Source organism: Kitasatospora sp. NPDC057940 (assembly GCF_042887425.1).
Taxonomy (GTDB): Bacteria; Actinomycetota; Actinomycetes; order Streptomycetales; family Streptomycetaceae; genus Kitasatospora.
In genome coordinates this window covers 1-12,834 of record NZ_JBHVPH010000059.1, presented here as the reverse complement: position 1 = coordinate 12,834, position 12,834 = coordinate 1, and the positions used below count along the sequence as shown (strand labels likewise).

At 75.1% G+C, this 12,834-nt stretch carries 10 protein-coding genes and 2 pseudogenes; 8 read left to right on the top strand and 4 right to left on the bottom strand.

Going from position 1 to position 12,834, the window contains the following annotated elements; all coding sequences use genetic code 11:
* Nucleotides 1-132, bottom strand: a pseudogene (locus ACFVTF_RS38350) (cold shock domain-containing protein); the annotation flags it as partial.
* A 233-nt stretch (nucleotides 133-365) separates the two neighbouring features.
* Between ACFVTF_RS38350 and ACFVTF_RS38345 the strand changes: the two are divergent.
* The 3 genes from ACFVTF_RS38345 to ACFVTF_RS38335 all read left to right on the top strand — a co-directional run bounded on the left by ACFVTF_RS38345 (nucleotide 366) and on the right by ACFVTF_RS38335 (nucleotide 2,102).
* Nucleotides 366-953, top strand: coding sequence for a 50S ribosomal protein L25/general stress protein Ctc (locus ACFVTF_RS38345; protein WP_363619228.1), 588 nt, complete (start codon nucleotides 366-368; stop codon nucleotides 951-953).
* Between the two features lie 109 nt (nucleotides 954-1,062).
* Entirely contained in the window at nucleotides 1,063-1,641 is a 579-nt protein-coding gene (gene pth / locus ACFVTF_RS38340; RefSeq protein WP_063348046.1) for an aminoacyl-tRNA hydrolase, read from the top strand.
* Between the two features lie 137 nt (nucleotides 1,642-1,778).
* Nucleotides 1,779-2,102, top strand: coding sequence for a hypothetical protein (locus tag ACFVTF_RS38335; protein ID WP_371517362.1), 324 nt, complete (start codon nucleotides 1,779-1,781; stop codon nucleotides 2,100-2,102).
* Nucleotides 2,103-2,261: 159 nt separating this feature from the next.
* Here the strand turns inward: ACFVTF_RS38335 and ppc are convergent, their stop codons facing one another.
* The gene (ppc, locus tag ACFVTF_RS38330; protein ID WP_387818858.1) at nucleotides 2,262-4,997 is read right to left on the bottom strand and encodes a phosphoenolpyruvate carboxylase; all 2,736 of its coding nucleotides are present in this window, start codon (nucleotides 4,995-4,997) and stop codon (nucleotides 2,262-2,264) included.
* 334 nt (nucleotides 4,998-5,331) lie between these two features.
* Here ppc and ACFVTF_RS38325 point away from each other — a divergent pair, with 334 nt between their 5' ends.
* Nucleotides 5,332-6,600 carry a sensor histidine kinase gene (locus tag ACFVTF_RS38325; RefSeq protein ID WP_387818857.1) on the top strand — a complete coding sequence of 423 codons (1,269 nt, stop codon included), beginning with the start codon at nucleotides 5,332-5,334 and terminating at the stop codon, nucleotides 6,598-6,600.
* A gap of 75 nt (nucleotides 6,601-6,675) precedes the next feature.
* On the opposite strand, the gene ACFVTF_RS38320 is transcribed toward ACFVTF_RS38325, so the two are convergent.
* Together ACFVTF_RS38320 and ACFVTF_RS38315 are read right to left on the bottom strand one after the other, a co-directional pair.
* Complete coding sequence (locus ACFVTF_RS38320) at nucleotides 6,676-7,185, bottom strand: SUKH-3 domain-containing protein (RefSeq protein ID WP_371522700.1); 510 nt, start codon at nucleotides 7,183-7,185, stop codon at nucleotides 6,676-6,678.
* Nucleotides 7,186-7,268: 83 nt separating this feature from the next.
* Entirely contained in the window at nucleotides 7,269-7,730 is a 462-nt protein-coding gene (locus tag ACFVTF_RS38315) for a YwqJ-related putative deaminase (protein WP_387818856.1), read from the bottom strand.
* 380 nt (nucleotides 7,731-8,110) lie between these two features.
* Between ACFVTF_RS38315 and ACFVTF_RS38310 the strand changes: the two genes are divergently transcribed.
* The 4 genes and pseudogenes from ACFVTF_RS38310 to ACFVTF_RS38295 all read left to right on the top strand — a co-directional run.
* Nucleotides 8,111-9,295, top strand: coding sequence for a Gfo/Idh/MocA family protein (locus ACFVTF_RS38310; RefSeq protein ID WP_387818855.1), 1,185 nt, complete (start codon nucleotides 8,111-8,113; stop codon nucleotides 9,293-9,295).
* Nucleotides 9,292-10,491, top strand: coding sequence for a DegT/DnrJ/EryC1/StrS family aminotransferase (locus ACFVTF_RS38305; RefSeq protein WP_387818854.1), 1,200 nt, complete (start codon nucleotides 9,292-9,294; stop codon nucleotides 10,489-10,491). The genes ACFVTF_RS38310 and ACFVTF_RS38305 overlap by 4 nt, the downstream gene beginning before the upstream one ends.
* A gap of 104 nt (nucleotides 10,492-10,595) precedes the next feature.
* Complete coding sequence (locus tag ACFVTF_RS38300; RefSeq protein ID WP_387818853.1) at nucleotides 10,596-11,597, top strand: SMI1/KNR4 family protein; 1,002 nt, start codon at nucleotides 10,596-10,598, stop codon at nucleotides 11,595-11,597.
* Nucleotides 11,598-11,657: 60 nt separating this feature from the next.
* Nucleotides 11,658-12,834, top strand: a pseudogene (locus ACFVTF_RS38295) (hypothetical protein); the annotation flags it as partial.

Genomic DNA, 12,834 nt, shown 5'->3' with positions numbered 1-12,834 from the left:
GGTGATGTTCTCCGCCTGCGGGCCCTTCTGGCCCTGCGTGACGTCGAACTTCACCTTCTGGCCTTCCTGGAGCTCACGGAAGCCGGTGGAGTTGATGTTGGAGTAGTGCGCGAAGACGTCGGGGCCGCCGCCGATTTCACGGGAGACCGTTCATGCGGTTAGACTCGTGAAACTGCTCGGCGAGGGATGCCGTGCGCCTGCTTGCCGGGTGCCCGCTCCGTGATCGACGCGCTGCCGGTGCCGGATTTCCGTCCGTCGGCAGAGGCCGTTACCGCCGAGTGACCCCCGAACGTACTGAGGGTGTGGCCCCGGCGGTTTTTCGCGTTGCCTGCACCCCCGCGCCAGTCTTCCCGAGGAGTGCAGTCGTGTCCGAGATCCGCATCGCCGCTGAGACCCGTTCCGAGTTCGGCAAGGGTGCCGCCCGTCGCGCCCGCCGTGCCGGCTTCGTCCCCGGTGTCGTCTACGGCCACGGCCACGCCCCGGTTCACCTGAACCTGCCGAGCCACGACCTGATGATGGCGCTCAAGACCCCGAACGCCCTGCTGGTCGTGCCGATCGAGGGCAAGGACGAGTACGTGCTGCCCAAGGCCGTGCAGCGCGAGGCCATCAAGCGCACCATCGAGCACGTCGACCTGCTGCTGGTCAAGCGCGGCGAGAAGGTCACCGTCGAGATCCCGGTCCTCACCGAGGGCGAGCTGGCCCCCGGCGGCAACCTGCTGGAGCACGTCCTGAACGCGCTGCCGATCGAGGCCGAGGCCACCCACCTGCCCGAGTCGGTCACCGTCTCGGTCGAGGGCCTGGAGTCCGGTGCCTCCGTCCTCGCCAAGGACATCGCCCTGCCGGCCGGCGTCACCCTGGCCGTCGACGCCGACGCCGTCGTGCTGCAGGTCATCGGCGCCCAGGCCGCCCCGGCCGAGGACGAGGCCGCCGAGGCCGAGGGCACCGAGGCCTGAGCCTCGCCCCACCAGCTGTGACCGCTGCCCCGGTCGCTCCCCTCGGAGCGGCCGGGGCAGCGGTGTGTCCGGGAAGATGACGTAGAGCGCGCACAGGAGGAGAGAGGGCATGGCGGACGAGTACGAGGGCCCCTGGCTGGTGGTGGGGCTGGGCAACCCGGGCGAGCAGTACGCCCGGAACCGGCACAACATCGGGTTCATGGTGGTGGACCTGCTGGCGCAGCGGATGGGCGCGAAGTTCAAGGCGCACAAGAGCCGGGCGCAGGTGGCCGAAGGGCGGCTGTCCGGCCGCCGGGTGGTGCTGGCCAAGCCGATGTCGTTCATGAACCTCTCCGGCGGCCCGGTGACGGCGCTGCGGGACTTCTACAAGGCGCCGGCCTCGGCGCTGGTCGCCGTCCACGACGAGCTGGACATCGACTACGCGGCGCTGCGCCTCAAGCTGGGCGGCGGGGACAACGGCCACAACGGGCTGAAGTCGATCACCAAGTCGCTGGGCCCGGACTACTACCGGGTGCGGTGCGGGATCGGCCGGCCGCCGGGCCGGATGGAGGTCGCGGACTTCGTGCTGAAGGACTTCTCCGGCGCCGAGCGCAAGGAACTGGAGTGGTTCGTGGACCGCTCGGCGGACGCGGTGGAGGCGCTGCTGTCCGAGGGGCTGGAGCGGGCGCAGGGCACCTACAACTCCTGACGCTCCATCAAGTCCGGGAGTGGTGTTACGCAACAGTCGTACAACGCTTGACGGTCCAAACCTGAATCCGTGTGAGAACCCTGTGCGGGATCGGATAGCGTCGGCCTGGTACGCGAACGAGTCCTGGGGAGTTCTCGATGCGGGGTTTTCGTCCGGTCCGCCGACTGCGGCGGCTCCGGGTGGTCCGACTGAAGCAGTTCGGACGGCGGGTCGGCACGGCCGGTGCGCTGGGGGCGGCCGGGGTGCTGCTCTCGGGCGGCGCGGTGGCGCACGCGGACGCGGTGGCCGAGCCGGATCCGGGCGTCTCCGCGGATCCCGCGGCGGCGCAGTTCGGGCCGCTGCTCGGTGAATCGATGGGCACGGACGCCGGGCTGCTGGCGGTCGGCGGCGGCCTGGTGGTCGCGGCCGGCGGCGCCGCGCTGTGGCTGAAGCGCCGGCGCGCGGGCGAGCCGGGCGAGTAGGCCGGGTGCGGGACCTGGCCGCCCGCGCGCTGACACGACACCGGGCCGGTGCCCACGGGCACCGGCCCTTTCGCGTGCCCCGAGCCCTTCCGGTACGGGACGGGGCCGCCGCCCACCCCGGAGGGCGGACGGCGGCCCCGTCCCGTACGCGCGGTGGCGTCAGCCGGTGTTGCGCAGGCCGGCGGCGATGCCGTTGACGGTCAGCAGCAGCGCGCGGGCGCGCAGCGGGTCCTCGTGGCGGCCGGTGGCGACCTCCTCGCGCTGGCGGCGCAGCAGCGCGACCTGGAGGTAGGAGATCGGGTCGAGGTAGGCGTCGCGGACGGTGAAGGTCTGCTTGAGCACCGGGTTGTGCTCCAGCAGTTCGCCCTCGCCGGTGAGCCGGAGCACCTCGCGCAGGGTGAGGTCGTGCTCGGCGACGATCTGGTCGAAGACGTGGTGCAGGTCGGCGGGCACCAGCTGCTCGACGTAGTGGCGGGCGATCCGCAGGTCGGTCTTGGCCAGCGTCATGGCGACGTTGGACAGGAAGTTGCGGAAGAAGTGCCACTGGCCGTGCATCTCGTCGAGCACGCCGCCGAGGCCGGCCGCGCGGGCGGCGGCGAGGCCGGAGCCGACGCCGTACCAGCCGGGGACGATCTGGCGGGACTGGGTCCAGCCGAAGACCCACGGGATGGCCCGCAGGCCGTCGAGGCCGGCGCCGGAGTCGGGGCGGCGGGACGGGCGGGAGCCCAGGTGCAGCGAGGCGAGCTGGTCGACCGGGGTGGCGGCGAAGAAGTACTTCGGCAGGTCGTCCTGCTCGACCAGGGCGCGGTAGGCGGTGTGGGCGGCCGCGGAGACCTGGTCCATCGCGGCGTCCCAGCGGGCCAGTTCCTCGGGGGCCTGGCGCGGGGCGGTGTGCAGCGCGGAGGCGGAGAGGGTGGCGGAGATGGTCAGCTCCAGGTTCTCCCGGGCGAGGGAGGGGAGCAGGTACTTGTCGGAGATGACCTCGCCCTGCTCGGTGACCTTGATCTCGCCCTCCAGGGTGCCCCAGGGCTGGGCCAGGATGGCCTCGTGGGAGGGGCCGCCGCCGCGGCCGACGGTGCCGCCGCGGCCGTGGAACAGGCGCAGCCGGATGCCGTAGCGGTGGGCGACGTCGCGCAGCCGGCGCTGGGCGCGGTGGATCTCCCACTGGGAGGTGGTGATGCCGCCGAACTTGGAGGAGTCGGAGTAGCCGAGCATGACCTCCTGGACGTCGCCGCGCAGCGAGACGAGCAGCCGGTAGGAGGGGTCGGACAGCATCTCGTCGAGGATGAGGTCGGCCTTCTGGAGTTCCTCGGTGGTCTCCAGCAGCGGCACGATGCCGATCTTGGCGATGCCGCCGTGCAGGTCGATCAGGCCGGCCTCGCGGGCCAGGACGGTGGCGGCGAAGACGTCGTCGGCGCCCTGGCACATGGAGATGATGTAGCTCTCGACGATCTCGTCGCCGAAGCGCTCGAAGCCCTCGCGGATGGTGTTGAAGACGCCGAGGGTCTTGGTGCCGGCGGCGTCCAGCGGGGCCGGGGTGGGGGCGAGCGGGCGGCGCGAGCGGAGCTCCTTGGCGAGCAGCTTCTGCCGGTACTCGCGGGGCATGTCGGCGTAGCGCCAGGCCTCCTCGCCGAGGCGGTCGAAGAGCTGGCCGAGGGCGTGGTGGTGGGCCTCGGCGTGCTCGCGGACGTCCATGGTGGCGAGCTGGAGGCCGAAGGCCTCGATGGTGCGGATGGCGCGGGCGAGGCGGCCGTCGGCGATCAGCTCGCCGCGGTGGGAGCGCAGGGAGTCCTGGATGAGCCGCAGGTCGGTGATCAGCTCGCGGGTGCCGAGGTAGTCGCGGCCCGCGACGTGTGGGGTGCCCTGGGCGAGCCGCTCGCGGGTGTTCTCCAGCTTGAGCCGGACGCAGGTGGCCTTGAGGCGGTAGGGCTCCTCGGCGTTCATCCGCTTGTAGCGGGGGCTGAGCTCGGGGAGCTGGTGCAGGTCGGTGTTGAGCGACGCGAGCAGTTCGACCGAGGCGCCGGCCAGCCGCTCGGAGGTGGAGAGGGTGCTGCGCAGGTCGTCGACGGCGGCCAGGGCGTCCTTGATGCCGTACTCGTGCTGGAGGTTGAGGACGTCCCAGGTGACCTGCGGGGTCACGTTGGGGTTGCCGTCGCGGTCGCCGCCGATCCAGGTGCCGAAGGTGAGCGGGCGGACGCCGTCGGGCAGGGTCAGGCCGACCCGGCCGAGCTCCTCGTGCAGCTCCTCCAGGACCTGGGGGACGGCGTCGCGGTAGAGCTCGTCCAGGTAGTAGACGGCGTTGCGGGCCTCGTCGGTGGGCTCGGGGCGGGCGATGCGCAGCTCGTCGGTCTGCCAGAGCAGGTCGATGACCTCGGCGAGGCGGCGGTCGGCCTGGCGGCGGGCGCTGCTGGTGCGGGCCGGGTCGGCCTGGGAGAGGCCGGCCGCGATCTCCTCGCGGTGGATGCGGTCGAGGAGTTCGCCGATGCGGCGCAGCTTGTTGAGGACGCTGCGGCGGGCGGCCTCGGTGGGGTGGGCGGTGAAGACCGGGCGGACCGCGAGGTGGGCCAGGGTGTTCTCGAGGTGCTTGGGGTCCGCCTCGGCGAGCTGGTCGGCGGTCTGGGCGAGCAGCGAGCCCTCCCGGGCGCGGCGGGTGGCGAACTCGCGGCCGCGGTGCACCTGTTCGGTGACGTTGGCGAGGTGGAAGTAGGTGGAGAAGGCCCGGACCAGCTTGGCGGCGGTGTCCAGGTCGATGTCGGAGAGGAGTTCGGCGGTGGCCTCGCCGTCGGTGCGGCTGAGCAGGCGGACCTGTTCGACCAGGCCCAGCAGCTGGGGGCCTTCCTGGCGGACGAGCGTCTCGCCGAGCAGGTCGCCGAGGCGGCGGATGTCCGCCCGCAGGGCCGTGTTGTCGGCAACTGGGCCGGTGGCGTGGACATTGGGGCTGTCCGCCGGGGTGGGGACCGGAGCGGTCACGGCTGGCTCCCTGTGGTGGTGGGGTTCGGCAACGGCTCATCGTCACAGGTCCGCCCGCGTGTGGCGGGTGTGACGCGTGCGGACCGCGCTGTCCGACGCGACCAGCATAGGTGTCGGGGCGGTCGCTGTCCGCGAGGTGGCCGGATGGCGGACAGTGACGCCGCTGGCCGCATGTGGTCTGGACCACTTGGAGGTCCGGCGAGGTGTCGGGGGCAATCCCGGTGGGGAGGGGAGGGGGTTGCCGCTTAGGCTGTCGGCCATGAGCAAGTCGCCTGGGGAGCGCGCGCCGGTCCGGTCGTTCTGGTGGTGGGAGCGGCCGCGCAGCGCCTTCCTGGACATCGGGCTGGCGGTGCTCGCCGCGCTGGAGTGCGCGCTCAGCACGATCGCCTTCCTCTTCGGCCGGGTGCACCTGGGCGCCGCCGGGCTGGCCGGCATCTCGCTGCTCGGCGTGGTGGCGGGCGGGTCGCTGGTGCTGCGCCGCCGCTGGCCGGCCGTACCGGTGCTGGTGACCCTGGTGGCGATGCCGGGGATGCTCGGCGTCGTGCTGCTGGTGGTGTCGCTGTACACGCTGGCGGCGACCTGGGAGTGGCCCACCCGGCGCTGGCGGGTGGTGGCGCTGTCCGCACTGGCCTTCGCCGAGACCGTCGCCGTGATGATGGTGTCGATGCTGACGCCCGGCGACACGGCGGTGGAGCAGCCGCCGCTCTGGGGCCAGGTGCTGATCTCGGTGCTGGTCTCCGTCGGCCTGACCGTCCCGCCGGTGGTCACCGGACTGTACGTGGGCGCGCGGCGGCGGCTGATCGACTCGCTCAAGGACCGCGCGCACGGCCTGGAGACCGAACTGGACCTGCTGGCCGAGCAGGCCCAGGAGCGCGCCCGCCGGGCCCGGCTGGAGGAGCGCACCCGGATCGCCCGGGAGATGCACGACGTGGTGGCGCACCGGGTGTCCCTGATGGTGGTGCACGCCGGGGCGCTGGAGCGGATCGTCGCCAAGGACCCGGAGAAGGCCGCGCAGAGCGCCAAGCTGATGGGCGAGGTCGGGCGGCAGGCGCTGAACGAGCTGCGGGAGATCCTGGGCGTGCTGCGGATGGACGACGAGCGCCAGCCGGAGCCGGACTCGCTGGCCGGGCTGCCCCGGCTGGTCGACCAGTCCCGGGCGGCCGGCATGGCGGTGACGCTGACCGTCAGCGGCAGCCGGCAGGAGTTCACCGGCGAGGCCGAGCAGACCGCCTACCGGGTCGTCCAGGAGGGTCTGACCAACGCCCACAAGCACGCGGGCGGCGCACAGGTGTCCGTCCTGCTCGCGTACGCGCCCAACGGGGTGCGGGTGAGCGTGGTGAACGCCTGCCCGGGCGGCGGCGGGGGCGCGGCGAAGCTGCCCAGCGGCGGCAACGGGCTGGTCGGGATGCGGGAGCGGGTGATCGCGCTGGGCGGCACCTTCTCCTCCGGGCCGGAGGCGGACGGCGGGTTCCGGGTCGAGGCGGTGCTGCCGTCCCGGCTGGCGGTCCGGGCCGAACGGCTGCGGTGACGCGCCGCCGGGCCCGGCCCGGCGGTCAGCCCCGGGCGCGCGTCGGCGGAGCGCCCCGGGACCGCCGGGGCGCCGTCAGGTCCCGTCGGCGGTGCGCAGCCGCTCCGGGGCGGTGCCCAGGACCAGGGTGGTGACGGCCTGGTCGATGCCGTGCCCGAGGAACCACTCGCCGGTGTGGTCCAGGCTGTAGACCCGGCCCTCCTCGTCGACGGCCAGCAGCGCCTGCCCGTACGCCTCCTCGCCGAGCGGGGCGAGCTGGGTGCCCAGGGCGCGGCCGAGGTCGAGCAGGGTGCGCGGCTGGTGCAGCCCGCACAGCGGGTCGATCAGGAACGGGGTGCGGGCCAGCTGGCGGCCCGGTCCGGCCAGGTCGAAGGCGAGGCCGCCGAACTCGGCCCAGGCCTCCACCGCCGCCGGGAACACCGCGTGCCGCAGGCCGGACGGCCCGCCGTACCCGACCAGGGCGTCGGCCCACTCCTCGGCCTGCCGTATCTGCCAGCGGCCGGGGTGCCAGCCGGCCGCCTTGAGCTCGGCGGCGACGTCGGCGGGGAAGCGCGGGCGGGCCCGCCCGGCGGGGGCGGCGGACAGGGTGGCCGGCGGTGGCGGGGGCGGGCTGGGCGGGTTCAGGGCGGACTCCAGGGCTCGGGGACAGGGGGCGTACGAGGGCGCGGTCAGCGCGCGGGCGGCCCGACGGCGACGCTCTGCACGGTGAAGTGCTCCAGCATCGGCGCGCAGGAACGGCACGGCGGGGCGTGGGTGCCGTGCGCCGGATCGCCCTCCTCCCGGATGCGAACGGTCGTCATCCGCGCGCCCTTCAGCGCCTTGCGGGCCTCGTGCAGGGTCATCGGCTTGCGGGCGGCGCGCTTGGAGCGCCGGCCGTCGACCGCGGCCAGGTGCTGGGAGAGCAGGACGGCCTCCGGGCAGCGGCCGGTGAACCGCTCGCGCGCCTCGACGGGCAGCGTGTCCAGGAACTCGCCGACCAACGGGTGCAGGACCGGCCGTCGGGCGTCCTTGTCCCCGGCCAGGGTGTGCACCTCGCCGCCCTTGAGCGACAGCGCGGCGGCGACGGCGGGCAGCAGGCTGTCGCGGTGGTGGCGCAGCACGGGCGGGCCCGCGGGCTCACCGGTGGTCATGCGTCGTCCTCCTCCTCTGTTCCCGCTGACGGAAGGACCGGTGGGACGGTCCGGGGCAAGCCTGTCAAACGACACCGACATCCGCACAACCGGGGTGCGAGGGCGGACGAACGACCGTGCGGGACCGGCCGGGCCGTCACCCGATCCTCGCCGGACCGGGGCCGGATCCGCACACCGTCGTCACGACTTGTCCGCCGATTTCCCGAAACCACCCCCGGGCCGGCGGCACGGCCGGTACCGTTCCGGCAGCGAGGCCGAAGGGGATCCGGCCGACCGTCCGCGGACGCGCGGACGGGGCCGGACCCGGTGCCCGCGCCGGACGTTGGGGCCGCCGGGGTGGGCCCGCGCCCGCCCCGGCGGCGGAGCGAAGGGGCTCGTGGATGACGTCGGAGCAGCCCGGTCGGAACGGACCACGGCAGCGCTCGGGAGCCTGGGACGCGCAGGCCGCCAACCAGGCGCCCGGCGGGCACGTGCCCACGCCGGGCGAACCGCCCCGGCCGGCGCCGGAACGCCCGGTGGGCCTCGCCGTGGTCGGGGCCGGCTACTGGGGCCCGAAGCTGGTCCGCAACGCGCAGGACACCCCGGCGCTGCGGCTGCACTGGCTGTGCGACCTGGACGAGGCCAAGGCCCGTACCGTGCTGGGGGAGTACAGCACCGTCCGGGCGACCGGCTCCTACCGGCGGGTGCTCGACGACGATCGGGTCGGGGCGGTCGCGGTGGCCACGCCCGCGGCCGCGCACTACCGGCTGGTGCGGGCCGCCCTGGAGGCCGGCAAGCACGTGCTGGTGGAGAAGCCGATCACCACCTCCGCCGCCGAGGCCGCCGAACTGGTCGACCTGGCCGAGCGCAGCGGGCTGGTGCTGATGTGCGACCACACCTTCTGCTACACCCCGGTGGTGCGCCGGATCCGCGAGCTGGTGCACGGCGGCGAGATCGGCGACATCCAGTTCTTCGACTCGGTGCGGATCAACCTCGGCCTGGTGCAGCCCGACGTGGACGTGCTGTGGGACCTCGCCCCGCACGACCTGTCGATCCTCGACTTCGTGCTGCCGCCCGGCGTCGAACCGGTCGGGGTGTCCGCCCAGGGCGCCGACCCGATCGGCGCCGGCCGGGCCTGCGTGGCGTACCTGACGGTCCGGCTGAGCAACGGCGCGCTGGCCCACTGCCACGTCAACTGGCTCTCCCCGACGAAGGTCCGCACCACGCTGATCGGCGGCTCCCGGCGCACCCTGGTCTGGGACGACCTCAACCCGCAGGCCCGGCTGGCCGTGCACGACCGCGGCGTCGACCTCACCCCGCCCGACCAGCTGACCGACGCGATCCGGCACCGGGCGCTGATCTCCTACCGGGTCGGCGAGATGGTCGCGCCCGCGCTGGTCGAGCAGGAGGCGCTGCGCAACGTGATGGCCGAGTTCGCCGCCGCGATCACCGAGGGCCGGGCCCCGCTCACCGACGGCCGCGCCGGGGTGCGGGTGCTCCAGCTGCTGGAGGCGGCCTCGCTCAGTCTCGAACTCGGCGGCGCCACCGTCCCGGTGGGGTCCGGGGACCGGGCGGCCGCCCGGTGAGCGCCGACATCCCGCCGGTCGAACCGATCCCGCTGGTCGAACCGATCCCGCTGGTCGAACCGATCCCGCCGGCCGGCATTCCGCCGGCCGACCCGATCCCGCTGGTCGACCTGGCGGCCGCGCACGCCGAGGTCGCGGCCGAGGTCCGGGCCGGCTTCGACCGGGTGCTCGCCTCCGGCGGCTACGTCAAGGGCCCCGAAGTGGACGGCTTCGAGCGGGAGTACGCCGACTTCACCGGCGCCCGGCACTGCGTGGGCGCCGGCAACGGCACCGACGCCCTCGAACTCGCCCTGCGCGCCCTCGACCTGCCGCCCGGCGGCGGCGTCGTGCTGCCCGCCAACACCTTCGTCGCCACCGCCGAGGCCGTGCAGCGGGCCGGGCTGCGCCCGGTGCTGGTCGATGCCGACCCGGCGCACCTGCTGATCGACCCCGAGCGGGCCGCCGGGGTGCTGCCCGGCGCGGTCGCGCTGCTGCCCGTCCACCTGAACGGCCAGCTCGCCCCGATGGGGCCGCTGCTGGAACTGGCCGACGGACGGCCGGTGGTGGAGGACGCGGCGCAGTCCCAGGGCGCCCGGCAGCACGGGCGCACCGGCTACGGGCGGATCGCGGCCACCAGCTTCTACCCGGGCAAGAACCTCGGCGGCTACGGCGACGCCGGGGCGGTGCTCACCGACGACGACGAACTCGCCGCCGCCGTCCGGCTGATCGGCGACCACGGCGCGCGCGAGAAGTACCGGCACGAGCGGTTCGGCTTCAACTCCCGGATGGACGCGCTGCAGGCCGTCGTGCTGCGGGCCAAGCTGCGCCGGCTGCCCGCCTGGAACGCCGCCCGCCGGGCCGCCGCCGCCCGCTACGACGCCCTGCTCGGCGGCCTCGACGGACTGACCCTGCCGCGCACCGCGCCCGGCAACGAGCACGTCTGGCACCTGTACGCGGTGCGGATCGGCCCCGGCCGGGACCGCGACGCCGTCCTCGCCGCGCTGCGCGCCGCCGGGATCGGCGCCGGGGTGCACTACCCCGTCCCGGTCCACCTCCAGCCCGCGTTCCGTCACCTCGGCCACCGCGCGGGGACGTTCCCGGTCGCCGAACGGGCCGCCCGCGAACTGCTCAGCCTGCCGCTGCACCCGCACCTCACCGAGGCGCAGCAGACCAGGATCGCCGGGGTGCTGGCCGGGGCGCTCGGGCAGCGGCTCTGACGATTCCCCTTCTCCCGGGCGGGGGCCCGGGCCCGGAGACGACCCCCTACGCTGGTGTCCAGCAAGCGCTTCGAGAATTTGCAGCAGCCAGTGGGGGCTCCCAGATGACGACAGGTCGGCCCGGCGTCGCCGCCGCACCGAACGCGGCGTACGCAGGTCAGGTGGTGCAGTTCCCGGACCCGGTCCGCGCGGAGCGACACCCCGCCGGGGTCCGGGTGGACGAGTACGGCTACCCGGACTTCGGCTCGTACGCCGCCGCCGCGGCCGAGGTCGCCGACCCGCCGGACGGCTTCGGCGTGGACGAGCTGCGGCTGACCGACTACGTGTCGGCCAACGCCGCGCTGTTCACCCAGGGCCACCCGCTCTGGGCCGACCTGGACACCGCCGTCGCCACCCCGCCCGGCTGGACCTGGCACCACGCGGTCGGCCGGGCCGCCCCCGGCTGGCGGCGGATGGAGCTCGTCCCGGTGGAGGTCAAGGCGCTGCTGCGGCACCACGCCGGACTGGCCACCTCCGCCGCCGACCACACCCGCCGCGGCACCCGCCCGCTGCAGGAGCGCCGGCCCGTGCACTTCTCGCTGGCCAAGGACGGCGGCGATCCGATCGGCGTCCCCGAGGACCTGGTGCAGCGCGCCGAGGAGCGCCTCGGCTACCGGCTGCCCGGCGCCTACCGCACCTTCCTCAAGCTGGGCGGCGGCCGCGCCCCGGTCGGGGTGGCGCTGGACCCCGAGCTCGGCATGCTGCTCGACCAGCCCTTCCTCACCCTCAGCGAGGAGTACGGCACCCAGGACGTCGTGTACGCCAACAAGTGCCTGCGCGACCACCTCACCAAGGACTACCTGGGCGTCGCCTACGTGCAGGGCGGCATCGTCGCGCTCAAGGTGCGCGGCGACGGGGTCGGCTCGGTCTGGTTCCACCTGTACGACGACGCCCGCGACACCGGCGCGCCGGAGGCCCCGGAGGACCGCTGCGCCCGGCTGCTGCTGCCCTGCGGCGAGGACTTCGACGCGTTCCTGCTGCGGCTGGCCGGCAGCCCGCCGGAACTGGAGACGGTCGCGGAGCTGATGGTGGACGGCGGGTTCGCCCGGGCCGTCCCGGTGGACTGACGTGGCCGCGGCGGTGGAGCGAGCGGGGACGACGAGGATGGGGACAGGGGTGAACCGGGCGTGGTGACGTACGCGCAGGCGCAGGAGCTCGCCGAGGATTGGATCAACGGAGGGGTGCCGCAGCCGCAGCAGCGCGAGGTACGGGTCCGGGAGTTCGACCTGGGCTTCGTCTGCTGGGCGGTGGCACCCGGGGACGGGACGGCGGGGCCGTCGGGTGCGGGGGACGGGTCGGCCGGCGAGGCGCGACTGGTGATCGCCCGGGACTCCGGCGCGACCACGCTCTGGCCCGCGCTGCCCGTCAACGAGGTGGTCCGGCAGTACGAGGAGGCGTACGGGCGGCCGGTCGCGGCCAACCCGGCGGGGGCGGCGAAGCCCGCGCCCGGGCCGGTCGAGGCGACGTCCTTCCTGCTCAGCCCGCCGCAGTGGCTGCAGGAGGCGGGGGCCGCGGCGATCGCGGCGGAGGCGGAGCGGCTGGGGGGCCAGGGGGCTCCGGCTGCCGCTGCTCCGGCGCCGGCTGCTCCGACGGCTCCGGTGGCCGAGCCGCCCGCGCCGGTCGCTGCCGCGCCCGCCGTGCCGGCCGGTCCTGCCGGTCCTGCTGGTTTCGCCGTTCCGCCGCAGGCCCCGGCCCCCGTGCCGGTGCCGGTGCCGTCGCCCGGGGCCGAGGCGGCCACCGTCCTGATGCCCGAGGGGCTGCGGACCACCGGCTCCGACCTGCCCGACGCGCCCGCGCCGGCGGGGGCCGAGGCCGCGACCGTGCTGATGCCGCCGGAGGGCGGCTACGGCATGCCGCCGGTCCCGCCGCCCGCCGCCGTCCCGCCGCCCGCGCCCGTGCCGCCCGCGGCCGTCGAGCCGGCGCCGACGCTGCTCGCGTCGCCGGACGCCGTGCCGGGGCTGATGGGCCTGCCGGGTGCGCCGTCCGGGCCGCCCGGCGGGGTGGAGCAGACGCCGACCGTCCTGGCCCCGCCCGCCGCCGCCCCGCAGCCGGCCGCGCCGGTGGATCACACGCCGACCGTGCTCGCCGCGCCCGGCGGCCCGCCCGGCCTGGGCGGTCCGCCCGCTGCCCCGGCTCCCGCTGCCCCGGCGCCGACTGCGCCGCCGCAGGCCGGGCTCGGCCGCAACCCGGCGTCGGCCCCGCCGCCGCCTCCTCCGGCCGCACTGCGCGGTGGCGCGTCCGGTCCGGGCGCCGCGCACGGCGTCGTGCTCGGCCGCAGTCCGGCCTCCGCCCCGCCGCCGCCCC